At 70.6% G+C, this 12,176-nt stretch carries 12 protein-coding genes; 4 read left to right on the top strand and 8 right to left on the bottom strand.

All coding sequences use genetic code 11. The annotated features are described in order from the left end of the window. Positions 1-34 precede the first annotated feature (34 nt). Positions 35-790, top strand: a complete 756-nt coding sequence (locus QC818_RS00215) for a COG3650 family protein (RefSeq protein ID WP_309650811.1) — start codon at positions 35-37, stop codon at positions 788-790. 115 nt (positions 791-905) lie between these two features. Further along, positions 906-1,508 (top strand): FMN-dependent NADH-azoreductase, encoded by a 603-nt coding sequence (locus tag QC818_RS00220; RefSeq protein WP_309650812.1) that lies wholly within the window; start codon positions 906-908, stop codon positions 1,506-1,508. Between the two features lie 63 nt (positions 1,509-1,571). Here the strand turns inward: QC818_RS00220 and QC818_RS00225 are convergent, their stop codons facing one another. Both QC818_RS00225 and QC818_RS00230 read right to left on the bottom strand, forming a co-directional pair. Further along, positions 1,572-2,642 carry a metal-dependent hydrolase gene (locus tag QC818_RS00225; protein ID WP_309650813.1) on the bottom strand — a complete coding sequence of 357 codons (1,071 nt, stop codon included), beginning with the start codon at positions 2,640-2,642 and terminating at the stop codon, positions 1,572-1,574. 28 nt (positions 2,643-2,670) lie between these two features. Next, positions 2,671-3,222, bottom strand: a complete 552-nt coding sequence (locus QC818_RS00230) for a DNA-3-methyladenine glycosylase I (protein ID WP_309650814.1) — start codon at positions 3,220-3,222, stop codon at positions 2,671-2,673. Between the two features lie 80 nt (positions 3,223-3,302). On the opposite strand from QC818_RS00230, the gene QC818_RS00235 reads away from it, so the two are divergent. Further along, the gene (locus QC818_RS00235; RefSeq protein WP_309650815.1) at positions 3,303-3,743 is read left to right on the top strand and encodes a VOC family protein; all 441 of its coding nucleotides are present in this window, start codon (positions 3,303-3,305) and stop codon (positions 3,741-3,743) included. Between the two features lie 118 nt (positions 3,744-3,861). On the opposite strand, the gene QC818_RS00240 is transcribed toward QC818_RS00235, so the two are convergent. Continuing rightward, complete coding sequence (locus tag QC818_RS00240) at positions 3,862-4,266, bottom strand: DoxX family protein (protein ID WP_309650816.1); 405 nt, start codon at positions 4,264-4,266, stop codon at positions 3,862-3,864. Positions 4,267-4,366: 100 nt separating this feature from the next. Between QC818_RS00240 and QC818_RS00245 the strand changes: the two genes are divergently transcribed. Next, entirely contained in the window at positions 4,367-4,807 is a 441-nt protein-coding gene (locus QC818_RS00245) for an META domain-containing protein (RefSeq protein WP_309650817.1), read from the top strand. A gap of 86 nt (positions 4,808-4,893) precedes the next feature. Here QC818_RS00245 and QC818_RS00250 read toward each other — a convergent pair whose 3' ends face one another. From QC818_RS00250 to QC818_RS00270, 5 genes are all read right to left on the bottom strand, one after another. Then, positions 4,894-7,731 (bottom strand): valine--tRNA ligase, encoded by a 2,838-nt coding sequence (locus QC818_RS00250; RefSeq protein ID WP_309650818.1) that lies wholly within the window; start codon positions 7,729-7,731, stop codon positions 4,894-4,896. A 383-nt stretch (positions 7,732-8,114) separates the two neighbouring features. Further along, positions 8,115-8,558, bottom strand: coding sequence for a DNA polymerase III subunit chi (locus tag QC818_RS00255; protein WP_309650819.1), 444 nt, complete (start codon positions 8,556-8,558; stop codon positions 8,115-8,117). A 7-nt stretch (positions 8,559-8,565) separates the two neighbouring features. Beyond that, the gene (locus tag QC818_RS00260; protein ID WP_309650820.1) at positions 8,566-9,306 is read right to left on the bottom strand and encodes an SDR family oxidoreductase; all 741 of its coding nucleotides are present in this window, start codon (positions 9,304-9,306) and stop codon (positions 8,566-8,568) included. 54 nt (positions 9,307-9,360) lie between these two features. Continuing rightward, a complete protein-coding gene (locus QC818_RS00265; protein WP_309651183.1) occupies positions 9,361-10,440 on the bottom strand; it encodes a branched-chain amino acid aminotransferase in 1,080 nt (359 codons plus the stop codon). Positions 10,441-10,613: 173 nt separating this feature from the next. Next, positions 10,614-12,137: a leucyl aminopeptidase gene (locus QC818_RS00270; protein ID WP_309650821.1), complete on the bottom strand. Its 1,524-nt coding sequence runs from the start codon at positions 12,135-12,137 to the stop codon at positions 10,614-10,616. Positions 12,138-12,176 lie beyond the last annotated feature (39 nt).

Here is a 12,176-nt window from a genome sequence, read left to right on the forward strand (position 1 = left end):
GCGGCGACGGATCGTACGCAAAGGAGCCCATGCCATGTCCCGCCATGTCCCCCTTCGTCTCGCCCTGCCGCTGCTGCTGGCGCTGGGGCTGCCCGGCTGCGTCACCTACGTGAGCGCCCCGGCCCCCGAGCCGGCGCCCGAGCCCCCGGCGGCATCCGGCGACGGCCAGGACGCGGCCTCCCCCGAGGCGCCCCTGCTGCCCTCCGCGCTGTTCCCCGGCGAGGCCGCCGAGCTGGTCGGCTGGCGCTGTACCCCCGCCCAGGACCTGGTCACCGCGACCACCGAGGACGAGCTGCGGCTGTGGTCGGCTCACGGCGCCAACCGTCTCGAGCCGGCGGTGGTGGCCAGCGGCAACCGCTACCAGAACGGCGAGCTCGGCGTCTGGCTGAAGGGCGACGAGGCCCTGGTCGAGAGCCAGCGGGGGCGGCTGGACTGCCGGCAGGACGTCACCCTGGACGCCCTGACCCGCCAGGAGCACCCCGGGGTGATGTTCCATGGCCGCGGCAACGAGCCCGGCTGGCATGTGGAGCTGGCCAACGACGTCCCGGAGCTGACCATGACCCTGGACTACGGCCGCCGGGAAGCGACCCTGCCCTACCGGGTGACCACCCTCGACAACCAGGCCGGGCGGGTGATCCTGGCCAGCGGCCAGGCGGCGCGGCCCTTCACCCTGCGCATCGAGGCCAAGGCCTGCTTCGACGACATGAGCGGCCAGCCCTGGCCGGCCCGGGTGACGCTGAAGCTCAATGGGGAGACCTATCGGGGCTGTGGCCAGGGTATCGCACCCTGAGCGCCGGTTGTTCGATGTAGTCGAACGATAGCTGCGTTTTTTCCCGCTTATCGTGTGAAAAAATGAACGTACAATGGCGGTCATTCCTCAGCAAACGATGCGCAAGGAGATCGCCATGACCCGTATCCTCGTCCTGACCTCTTCCATCCTCGGCGGCAACTCCAAGCAGCTGGCCGATCACTTCGACGCCCTGGCCGCGGAGCGCGACGACCTGTCGATCACGCGCCGCGACCTGGTGGCCGAGGCGCTGCCCCACCTGGCCCTGCCGGAGCTGTCCAGCTGGCAGGTGCCCGCCGAGGAGCGCAGCGCCGAGCAGCGCGAGCTGGCGGCCCGCTCCGATGCCCTGATCGAGGAGCTGCTGGCCCACGACGTCCTGGTGCTGGCGGTGCCCCTCTACAACCTCGGCATCCCCTCGCAGCTCAAGGCCTGGTTCGACCGGGTGCTGCGCGCCGGCGTGACCTTCCGCTATACCGAGAACGGTCCCCAGGGCCTGGTGGAGGGCAAGCGCGCGGTGATCCTCGCCGCCCGCGGCGGCCAGTACGCCGGCAGCGAGCTCGACAGCCAGACGCCGCACCTCAAGGGCATGCTCGGGCTGATGGGCATCCGGGACGTGGACCTGGTGTATGCCGAGGGGCTCAACATGGGCGAGGCGTCCCGCGACGCCGCCATGGGCGAGGCGCGTCAGGCCATCGGCGGCCTGGTCGAGCGCCTGGCCTGATCCGGCCCGGGGTCGGATGACGGGGGCGGCCGGAAGGCCGCCCCCCGTCGCGTCTGGGGTCGCTCACCGGCAGGCGGCGGGGGCCCGCAGGCGCCACTCCCGGGACACGAACCGGCTGGTGCAGAGCGTCGGCGCCGGCGACAGGATGCGCCGGCCCAGGCGCGCCAGGGCCTGGCGATTGTCGTCCCGGGCGCTGCCCAGCCGCTCGGTGGCCGGCAGCGGCTGCCAGTCGCCGCCGCGCCGGGTCGCCAGGCGGTAGCGGAAGGGATGAAAGCCGGGAAAGCCCAGGCGCAGGTCGGTGACCACCAGGCTTTCCCGGCCGTCGTGGAGGCGGCGCTCGTAGCGCAGGAAGGGGCCCGCGAACCAGGCCAGCCGCCGTCCGGCGGGCAGGGCCCGGGCCGCCGGGGCCAGGTCGGCGCCGCGCCGATAGGTCTCCAGCGCCGGGCGATGCTCGCCGTCGAACACGCCGATCACGGCCTCGTGCACCCGGTCGCCTTCCACCACGGTGGCGCGCCACAGCAGGATGTTGAAGGGCGTGGGCTGGAGCAGCCGCGGTGCCTCGGCCAGGCCATGCTCGGCCAGCACCGGTGCGAGCCGCTCGCCGACCAGGGTCTTGGCGCCCAGCGCCAGGGTCAGGTAGAGGCACGAGATCACCAGCCCCCAGGCGGGGCCGCGGCGCCCGTTGCCGGTGGCCAGGGCGGTGGCGATGCCGACCAGCAGCGGCAGCGAGTAGAGCGGGTCGATGATGAACACCAGGGGCCAGGCGGCGGGGCGCACGTCCAGCGGCCACCACAGCTGGGTGCCGTAGGTGGTCAACGCGTCCAGCAGCGGATGCGTGAGCAGGCAGAGGAAGAAGAAGGCCGCCCAGCGGGGCCAGCCGATGTCCCGGGCTCGGGCCAGCCGTGTCGCCAGCAGCGTCAGCGCCGCGGCGAGCCCGGCCAGCACGAACAGCGAGTGGCTGAAGCCGCGGTGGCGGGTGACGTTGGCCACGGCATCGCCGTAGTCGATCAGCACGTCCAGGTCGGGCAGGGTGCCGAGGGCGGCGCCGAGCAGCACCGCCTTGCGCCCCAGGCGACGCCCCAGCAGGGTGCCGCCGATCGCCGCCCCCAGGGCGGCCTGTGTCAGGGAGTCCATCTGCGGGAATCCTCCGGGAGACCGTCCGTCAGGCAGTCGGGGCCGCCGCCCGCGCCCAGGGGGGGCCGGCGGCCAGGATGCGGGCCTGCACCGGGCAGTCCTCGCGGTGGGCGCCGGGCAGGTAGCCGGTGCTCATCAGGAACTCGCCGACGATCTCGGGCCCGGTGAAGCGGAAGGTTCGCCGGAACAGCGTGACCCAGTCCTCGTGGGGGCGCGGATGATGGGCCTCGAGCCAAGCCCGGAAGCTGCCGTGTTCGGCCTGGAGCCCCTGGACCACGCCGGCGTTGTGGATGGCGGCGTCCACCTTGCGGCGGTTGCGGATGATGCCCGCGTCCGCCAGCAGCCGGGCCCGGTCGGCATCGCCGTAGGCGGCCACGCGGTCGATGACGAAGTCGTCGAAGGCCGCGCGGAAGGCCGCGCGCTTCTTGAGCACCGTCAGCCACGACAGGCCGGCCTGGTTGATCTCAAGCACCAGGCGCTCGAAGAGCGCGTCGTCCCCCTCGACCGGGAAACCGTACTCGTGGTCATGGTAGGGCCCGTGAAACGGATGCTCCGGGGCCAGGTCACAGTAGTGGCTCATGTATCGTGCTCGCGTTGGCAGCTCGGCGGGTTCCTGCCAGGATGCCGACGCCGGGTTGTCCTGTGAAGAAGGAGAGTTTCATGCAATACCTGCACACCATGGTCCGGGTCAGTGACCTGGAGGCCTCGCTGCATTTCTACTGTGACCTGCTGGGGCTACGGGAAGTGCGCCGCAAGGAGAGCGAGAAGGGGCGTTTCACCCTGGTCTATCTCGCCGCTCCCGAGGACGAGGCACGCTCCACGGAGCTCCAGGCGCCGGAACTCGAGCTGACCTGGAACTGGGATCCCGAGACCTACACTGGGGGGCGCAACTTCGGCCACCTCGCCTATCGGGTGGACGACATCTATGCGCTCTGCGAGCACCTCCAGGCCCATGACGTGACCATCAATCGCCCGCCCCGGGATGGCCACATGGCCTTCGTCAGGAGCCCGGACGGCATCTCCGTCGAGCTGCTGCAGGCCGGCGAGCCGCTGCCGCCCAAGGAGCCCTGGGCGTCGATGGAGAATACCGGCACCTGGTGAAGCCCGCCGGCCGATGGATGCCGTGAGGCATGAAGGGAAGAGTGAGGGGCAAGGCGTGAGGCGTCCGTCGCCGCCGGCGGGGCGACCGCCGGCGGCGACGTCTTGAAGCGGCCTGGGGTCAGTCGGGGCGGACCGCCATGCGGCCGCCGCCGAGGAAGATCAGCGCCAGGGCGCCGAAGAAGAACAGGCCCTGCAGCTCCAGTTCCCAGCCGCCGTTGTCGTTGAGCATGAAGACCTGGCCGGTATGCACCAGCAGGAAGGCCACCAGCATGTTGCCGGCCATCAGCAGGCCGGCCAGGCGGGTCTGCCAGCCGACGATGGCCATGATCGGCGCGAGCAACTCGCCGATCAGCACCCCGTAGGCCAGCACGGCCGGCAGGCCGTAGCCCTGCAGCAGCCCGCCGATCCAGTCGATGGAGCCGGGGTTGAGCAGCTTGGACACCCCGTGGAACAGCATCAGCCCGCCCACGGCGAGCCGCAGGATCAGCTTGCCCAGCGGGTCGTTGTGTAAGGCATTGAGCATGGTCGTCTTCCTTGTCGATGATAGTGCTTACAGCATTGTCCGAAAGGCGGGCCTGGGGCAAGCTTGGCGGGACCCATTCACCGCCTCAAGGACGACCGCCATGATCGCGATGCGACGCCATGCCCTCTCCCTGCTGCTGATCCTGCTGCTGGCCGGCTGCGCCGCCGGCCCCGCGCCGGTGAGCGAGCCCGGCGATGCCCTGTCCGGCCCGGTGGTCGGGCCGCGCTGGAACCTGCTGCTGGTGGGCACCAGCGAGCGCCTGGACCTGCCGACCACGCCCTTCTTCGAGATCGCCCCGGACGGCCGGGTCAGCGGCCATGACGGCTGCAACCGCTTCCATGGCCGGGTCGAACTGGGGCCGGACAACCGCATCGAGTTCGGCCGGCTGGCCTCGACCATGATGGCCTGTCCGCACATGGAGCAATCCGAGCGCATGACCGCCATGCTCGACGACGCCTACCGCTACCTGATCGACCACGACCGGCTGGTGTTCTTCGGCCCGGACCAGCGGGTGTTGGGTGGCTTCCGACGCGCCAACTGACGCGTTCGCCTCCGCCGCTACGACAAGGGCCCGCCTGAGACAGGCGGGCCCTTGTGCTTCCGGCGATCCCGGAAGGGAGGCTCGGCCTAGAGCGCGGCGATCTTGTCGCGCTGTTCGACCAGCACCTTGCGGGCGGCCGTATAATCCGCCAGCTTGTCGCGCTCCTTCTGCACCACCGCCTCGGGGGCCTTGGCCACGAAGCTCTCGTTGCCGAGCTTCTTCTCGATACCGCCGATCAGCTTGTCCTGCTTGTCGATCTCCTTGGCCAGGCGGGCGAGCTCGGCGTCCTTGTCGATCAGCCCGGCCATCGGCACCAGCACCTCCATCTCGCCGACCAGCTGGGTGGCCGCCAGCGGCGCCTGCTCGGGGTCGTCGAGCCAGGTGACGCCGTCGAGCTTGGCCAGCTTGGAGAGGAACAGCCGGTTGGCCTCCAGGCGCTCGCGGTCGGCCGCGCCTCCCTTGGTCAGCAGCACCTCCAGCGGCTTGCCGGGGGCGATGTTCATCTCGGCGCGGATGTTGCGCACCGCCACGATCACGCCCTTGAGCCACTCGATGTCGCGGGTGGCGCCCTCGTCGATCAGCGCCTCGTCGGCCAGCGGCCAGGGCTGGGTCATCACCGACTCGCCCTCGGCGCCGGCCAGCGGGGCGACGCGCTGCCAGATCTCCTCGCTGATGTAGGGCATCATCGGGTGCGCCAGGCGCAGCACGGCCTCGAGCACCCGCACCAGGGTGCGGCGGGTGCCGCGCTTGGCGGCCTCGGAGGCCGCCTCGTCCCACAGCACCGGCTTGGAGAGCTCCAGGTACCAGTCGCAGTACTCGTTCCACACGAAGTCGTAGAGCGCCTGGGAGGCGTGGTCGAAGCGGAACTCCTCCATCGCCCTGGTGACCTGGGCCTCGGTCTTCTGCAGCTGGGAGACGATCCAGCGGTCGGCCAGCGACAGCTCGACCTCGCCACCGGCGCTGCCGCAGTCCTGGCCCTCGGCGTTCATCAGCACGTAGCGCGAGGCGTTCCACAGCTTGTTGCAGAAGTTGCGGTAGCCGTCGAGGCGCCCCATGTCGAACTTGATGTCGCGGCCGGTGGTGGCCTGGGACAGGAAGGTGTAGCGCAGGGCGTCGGTGCCGTGGGGCTCGATGCCCTCCGGGAACTCGCCGCGGGTGGCCTTGGCGATGGCCTTGGCCTTCTGCGGCTGCATCATGTTGCCGGTGCGCTTGTCGACCAGGGTCTCCAGGTCGATGCCGTCGATCAGGTCGATGGGGTCGAGCACATTGCCCTTGGACTTGGACATCTTCTGGCCATGGGCGTCGCGCACCAGGCCGTGCACGTAGACCTGCTTGAAGGGCACCTGGCCGGTGAACTTCAGGGTCAGCATGATCATCCGGGCGACCCAGAAGAAGATGATGTCGAAGCCGGTGACCAGCACGCTGGAGGGGTGGAAGGTCTCGAGTTCCGGCGTTTGCTCGGGCCAGCCCAGGGTGCCGAAGGTCCACAGCCCGGAGCTGAACCAGGTGTCGAGGACGTCCTCGTCCTGAGTCAGGGCGACGTCGGCGGCCAGGCCGTGCTTCTCCCGGGCCTCGGCCTCGGTGCGCGCCACGTAGACGTTGCCGCTCTCGTCGTACCAGGCCGGGATGCGGTGGCCCCACCACAGCTGGCGGGAGATGCACCAGTCCTGGAGGTCGCGCATCCAGGCGAAGTACATGTTCTCGTAGTTCTTGGGCACGAACTCGATGTCGCCGTTCTCGACGGCGGCGATGGCCGGCTTGGCCAGCTCCTCGACGGCCACGAACCACTGGTCGGTGAGCAGCGGCTCGATGACGTCGCCGGAGCGATCGCCATAGGGCAGGGTGTTGTTGACCGTCTCGGTCCTGGCCAGCAGGCCGGCGGCGTCCATGTCGGCGACGATGCGCTCGCGGGCCTCGAAGCGGCCCAGGCCGGCGTAGGCGGCGGGCAGCGCGGTGTCGATCTCGGCCAGCGGCCGGCCCTGGAGGTCGAAGGCCTCGGCGGCCTCGAGGACGGCGGCGTCCTTGGAGAAGACGTTGATCAGCGGCAGGTCGCAGCGCTTGCCGACCTCGTAGTCGTTGAAGTCATGGGCCGGGGTGATCTTCACGCAGCCGGAGCCCTTGTCCATGTCGGCGTGCTCGTCGGCCACCACCGGGATGCGACGGCCGACCAGCGGCAGCGTAACGTACTTGCCGACCAGGGAGGCGTAGCGCGGATCCTCCGGGTTGACCGCCACGGCGCTGTCGCCGAGCAGGGTCTCCGGGCGGGTGGTGGCGACGACCAGGTGGTCCTCGCCGGCGTCGGTGGTCACGCCGTCGGCCAGCGGGTAGCGGAAGTGCCAGAACTGGCCCTGCTGCTCCTTGTTCTCGACCTCCAGGTCGGAGATGGCGGTGTGCAGGGTCGGGTCCCAGTTGACCAGCCGCTTGCCGCGGTAGATCAGGTCCTCCTCGAAGAGGCGCACGAAGACTTCCTGCACCGCCTGGTAGAAGCCGTCGTCCATGGTGAAGCGCTCGCGGGACCAGTCGACGCTGGCGCCCATCCGCCGCAGCTGGCGGGTGATGTGGCCGCCGGATTCGTGCTTCCACTCCCAGACCTTGTCGATGAACGCCTCGCGGCCCAGGTCGTGGCGGCTCTTGCCCTCCTCGGCCGCGACCTTGCGCTCCACCAGCATCTGGGTGGCGATGCCGGCGTGATCGGTGCCCACCTGCCACAGGGTGTTGCGCCCCTGCATGCGCCGCCAGCGCGTCAGGGTGTCCATGATGGTGTCCTGGAAGGCATGGCCCATGTGCAGGCTGCCGGTGACGTTGGGCGGCGGGATCATGATCGAGTAGGGCTCGCCCTCGCCCGAGGGGGCGAAGCGGTTGTCGGCTTCCCAGCGCTCGTACCAGCGGGATTCGATCTGCTCGGGTTGGTAGGTCTTGTCCATGGAGTCTTCCGGGTCGAAGGAGGTGGCGACGACGTGGCACGGCGAGCCGTTCGGCTCGTCGGTGCGGGACGCGAAAAATGGGGTCGATTATAGCCCGAGGGGCCGGTCGGCGTCATGGGCGCGGAGATGGCCACTCGATCGTGGCGAGGGGCGCCGGGGACAGGTCGTAGAGGGGGCTTTTGCCAGGGGGGGGAGGAGGACTCCTCCGAACGAGCTGGCCAGGGATGGCCAGCACCGGCCCTGCAAGCGGAGCAGGACGCGAGAGCGCAGCAGGGCAAAAGTAGGCCCAGGGCTGGGTTCACAGCGCCCCCTCGTCGGTCCGGCGCTTCGGGACCTGTCGACGGATCAGCCCCGAGCGGCGGGCCCCCGAGATTGCCCAGGTGTCAGCCGCCGGCGCGCAGATGGTGGGGCGTGACCGGATAGCCCCGTTTCTTGTAGGTCTGCCAGCAGCGCCGCTTGGCGGTCAGCACCGCCTGGTGCTGGTTGATGATCTCGGCGACCCGCTCGAAGCGCGAGAACCACTCGGGGATCTCCGGGTGCAGGTTGAGCATCGCCTGCACGCCGGCGTCGCCGGGCGGCGGCTCCTCCCAGCCGAGGGTCACCGGCACGCTATCGGCCTGCTCGCTGCCCAGCAGGGCATGGGGCAGGTAGGCGTCGGGGCGGAAGGTCCATAGCCGGTCGTCGAGCTCCCGGGCCATGGCCTCGTCCTCGGCGTGCAGGTGCAGCCGGTAGCCCTTGCGGGCGATGGTCTCGGCGAGCCGGCAGGCGAAGGCCAGCCGCGCGTCCAGGGTGGTCTCGGGGAGGATGTAGAAGTCGATGCGGGTCATGGCGCCGTCAGACGCCTCCGTCGATGTCGAGGATGGCGCCGGTCGAGAAGCCGGACTCGGCCAGCCACAGGATGGCCGAGGCGATCTCCTCGGGTTCGCCGACGCGGCCCAGGGGGATGCGCTCGGCGGCGGCCTCGACCTTGTCGGGGTTGTCCGCGCCGGCATGCAGCGACGTGCGGATCACGCCGGGGCGCACGCCGTTGACGCGAATGCCCTCGTCGGCGACCTCGCGGGCCAGGCCGCGGGTGACGCTGTCGATGGCGCCCTTGGAGGCGGCGTAGTCGACGTACTCGTCGGCCCCGCCCAGGCGCGCGGCGGCGGAGGAAACGTTGACGATGGCGCCGCCCCGACCGCCGCGGCGAGTCGACATGCGTTTCACCGCCTCCCGGGCGCAGAGCAGCGGCCCCGTCACGTTGACGCGCAGCATGCGCTCGATCCGGGCGGCGTCCATGTCCTCGACCCGGCAGTTGACGTCCACCATGCCGGCGTTGTTGACCAGCACGTCCGGCCGCCCCAGCTCGGCGTCGACGGTCTCGAACAGGGTGCGAATGCCGGCCTCGTCGGCGGCATCGGCCTGGACGGCGAGGGCCTGTCCCCCCGACTCGCGGATCTCGTCGACCAGGGCCTCGGCGGCCCGATGGTCGCGGCGATAGTTGATCGCCACGGCGTAGCCCCGGCGCGCCGCGAGCCGGGCCGTGGACGCCCCGATGCCGCGCCCGGCGCCGGTGATGATCATCACTGAGGTCATGTTGCGGTGTCCCGTTGGGGAAGGGCCCCGGGCGACGGCCCGGGGGTGTCGCATTCAGGCCAGGCGGGTCAGCCAGCCGTGCTTGTCTTCGCTGCGCCCGTACTGCAGGTCGAGCAGGCGGGTGCGCAGGCGCTTGGCGATCTCGTTGTCGCCCTCGGCGGCCAGGCGGATGCTGCCGTCCTCGGTGACCAGCTCGCCCACCGGGGTGATCACCGCGGCGGTGCCGCAGGCGAAGACCTCGACGATCTCGCCGGAGGCCGCGCCCTCGCGCCACTCGTCGATGCTGATCGGCCGCTCCTCGGGACTCAGGCCCTCATCGCGGGCCAGGGTCAGCACCGAGTCGCGGGTCACGCCCTCGAGGATGGTGTCGGTGAGGCGCGGGGTGACGATACGGCCGTCGCGATAGACGAAGAACAGGTTCATGCCGCCCAGTTCCTCGACCCACTTGTTCTCCACGGCGTCGAGGAAAGCCACCTGGCTGCATTCGTGGGCCGCGGCCTCCTTCTGGGCGGCCAGGGAGGCGGCGTAGTTGCCGCCGCACTTGGCGAAGCCGGTGCCCCCGGGGGCGGCGCGCTTGTAGTGCGAGGACAGCCAGATCGACACCGGCTTGATGCCGCCCTGGAAGTAGGCCGCGGCCGGCGAGGCGATGACGTAGTAGTCGACCTCGTGGGACGGGCGCACGCCGAGGAAGGTCTCGCTGGCGATCATGAACGGGCGCAGGTAGAGGCTCGACTCGTCGGCCTCGTCGGCCGGGGTCGGCACCCAGGCGTGGTCCTGGGCCAGCAGGGCCTTCAGGGAATCGATGAAGTCCTCGTCGGAGAGCTCCGGCAGCGCCAGGCGGCGGGCGCTGCGGCGGAAGCGCTCGGCGTTCTTCTCGGGGCGGAAGGTCCACACCGAGCCGTCGGCGTGGCGATAGGCCTTTACGCCCTCGAAGATCTCCTGGCCGTAGTGCAGCACGGCGGCGGCCGGATCCACGGTCAGCGGGCCGTAGGGGCGCACCTCGTGGCCGTGCCAGCCGGCGTCGAGGGTCCAGCGCACATGAGCCATGTGGTCGGTGAAATAGCGGCCGAATCCGGGATCGCGCAGGATATCGTCACGGATCGGGGCCGCCGTGGCTTGGGTGGAGGGCTTCATGGAAAAGCGTTCGGTGGACACGGCTGGGTCTCCGCTTCATCCGGGGCGCATCCCGGCGCCCCGCTACGAGAACAGGATCACCGGGCCGCGACCGGCCCGGTGCATGAGAGTCGTTGCTTCACATGAAAAAGTCACCGCGCCCAAAAGGCAAGCCCGGGCGCGGCACGGCCCCGTCAGCCCTCGTCGCCGGTCTCGACGCGGCTGTCGGCCTCGCGGTCCAGCAGGTACTGGGTGAGCAGCCCGACCGGCCGGCCGGTGGCGCCCTTCTGCTTGCCGGAGTGCCAGGCGGTGCCGGCGATGTCCAGGTGCGCCCAGGGGAACCGGTCGGCGAAGCGCGAGAGGAAGCAGCCGGCGGTGATGGTGCCCGCCGGGCGGCCGCCGATGTTGGCCAGGTCGGCGAAGTTGGAGTCCAGCTGCTCCTGGTACTCGTCCCACAGAGGCAGGTGCCAGGCGCGGTCCCAGGCGGTCTCGCCGGCGTCGAGCAGGTCCAGCGCCAGGTCGTCGTCGTTGGACAGCAGGCCGGTGGCGTGGTGGCCCAGGGCGATGATGGCGGCGCCGGTGAGGGTGGCGACGTCCACCACGCTGGCCGGTTCGAAGCGCTCGGCGTAGGTCAGGGCGTCACACAGCACCAGGCGGCCCTCGGCGTCGGTGTTGAGCACCTCCACCGACAGGCCCTTGAGGGTCCTGAGGATGTCGCCGGGCTTGGTGGCGCGGCCGTCGGGCATGTTCTCGGCGCTGGCGACGATGGCCACCAGGTTGACCTTGGGACGGATGGCCAGCACCGAGGTGACGGCGCCGAACACGCTGGCCGCGCCGCACATGTCGAACTTCATCTCGTCCATGCCCTCGCCGGGCTTGAGCGAGATGCCGCCGGCATCGAAGGTGATGCCCTTGCCGACCAGCACATGGGGAGCCTCGTCCGGGTCTTCGGCGCCCTGGTACTTCATGACGATCAGCCGCGAGGGCTCCTCGCTGCCGCGGCCCACGGAGAGCAGCGAATGGGCGCCCAGGGCCTCCAGGGCGGCCTCGTCGAGGATCTCGGCGGTCAGCGCACCGTCGGACTCGGCGGCCAGGCGCTCGGCGCGTTCGGCCAGGTAGCGCGGGGTGCAGACGTTGCCGGGCAGGTTGCCCAGGGTGCGGGTGGCGTTGATGCCCTGGCCGATGCCGTCGCCGATCCGCGCGCCCTCGCGGGCCGCCTCGGCGTTGCCGCCCTCGCTGACCAGCAGGGTCACCCGCTCGAGCCGCGGCCGGGGGCCGGGCTCGGACTTGAACTCGGTGAACCGATAGACGGCGCGGTGGGCCGCCTCGGCCACCAGGCGGGCCTTCCAGTCGCAGTCGCGATCGGGGACCGGCACGTCGGTGAAGGCCGCCGCGGCGTCGTCGGCCGGCAGGGCCGCCAGGGCGGTGAAGGCGGCGTCCACGGCCTTGCGGAAGGCGCCTTCCTGGCACTTCTCCCGGGTGCCCAGGCCCACCAGCAGCAGGCGATCGGCGTTGAGCCCCGGGGCGAAGGGAATCATCTGGACGTTGCCCAGCTTGGCGTCGAAGTCCTCACGCTCGATCAGCTGGCCGATCAGCCGCTCGCTGGCGTCATCGAGCTTGGCGGCGGCGGGCAGCAGGTCGCCATCCTTGAACACCGGTACCACGAGGCAGGCCGTCTCGACCTTGGCGGGATTGGCCGTCTGAACTGGGAATTCCATGGTGTCTCCACAAGACAAGCGGTGGGGGATTCTGGATAA

The sequence above is a fragment of the Halomonas koreensis genome (assembly GCF_031451675.1).
Classification (GTDB): domain Bacteria; phylum Pseudomonadota; class Gammaproteobacteria; order Pseudomonadales; family Halomonadaceae; genus Halomonas; species Halomonas koreensis.

What these genes read in the sequence shown, in the direction of transcription:
- QC818_RS00245 (WP_309650817.1), top strand. Translation starts at nt 4,367, where the DNA reads ATGATCGCGATGCGACGCCATGCCCTCTCCCTGCTGCTGATCCTGCTG.
- QC818_RS00235 (WP_309650815.1), top strand. Translation starts at nt 3,303, where the DNA reads ATGCAATACCTGCACACCATGGTCCGGGTCAGTGACCTGGAGGCCTCG.
- QC818_RS00215 (WP_309650811.1), top strand. Translation starts at nt 35, where the DNA reads ATGTCCCGCCATGTCCCCCTTCGTCTCGCCCTGCCGCTGCTGCTGGCG.
- QC818_RS00270 (WP_309650821.1), bottom strand. Translation starts at nt 12,137, where the DNA reads ATGGAATTCCCAGTTCAGACGGCCAATCCCGCCAAGGTCGAGACGGCC.
- QC818_RS00230 (WP_309650814.1), bottom strand. Translation starts at nt 3,222, where the DNA reads ATGAGCCACTACTGTGACCTGGCCCCGGAGCATCCGTTTCACGGGCCC.
- QC818_RS00265 (WP_309651183.1), bottom strand. Translation starts at nt 10,440, where the DNA reads ATGAAGCCCTCCACCCAAGCCACGGCGGCCCCGATCCGTGACGATATC.
- QC818_RS00220 (WP_309650812.1), top strand. Translation starts at nt 906, where the DNA reads ATGACCCGTATCCTCGTCCTGACCTCTTCCATCCTCGGCGGCAACTCC.
- QC818_RS00260 (WP_309650820.1), bottom strand. Translation starts at nt 9,306, where the DNA reads ATGACCTCAGTGATGATCATCACCGGCGCCGGGCGCGGCATCGGGGCG.
- QC818_RS00255 (WP_309650819.1), bottom strand. Translation starts at nt 8,558, where the DNA reads ATGACCCGCATCGACTTCTACATCCTCCCCGAGACCACCCTGGACGCG.
- QC818_RS00240 (WP_309650816.1), bottom strand. Translation starts at nt 4,266, where the DNA reads ATGCTCAATGCCTTACACAACGACCCGCTGGGCAAGCTGATCCTGCGG.
- QC818_RS00225 (WP_309650813.1), bottom strand. Translation starts at nt 2,642, where the DNA reads ATGGACTCCCTGACACAGGCCGCCCTGGGGGCGGCGATCGGCGGCACC.
- QC818_RS00250 (WP_309650818.1), bottom strand. Translation starts at nt 7,731, where the DNA reads ATGGACAAGACCTACCAACCCGAGCAGATCGAATCCCGCTGGTACGAG.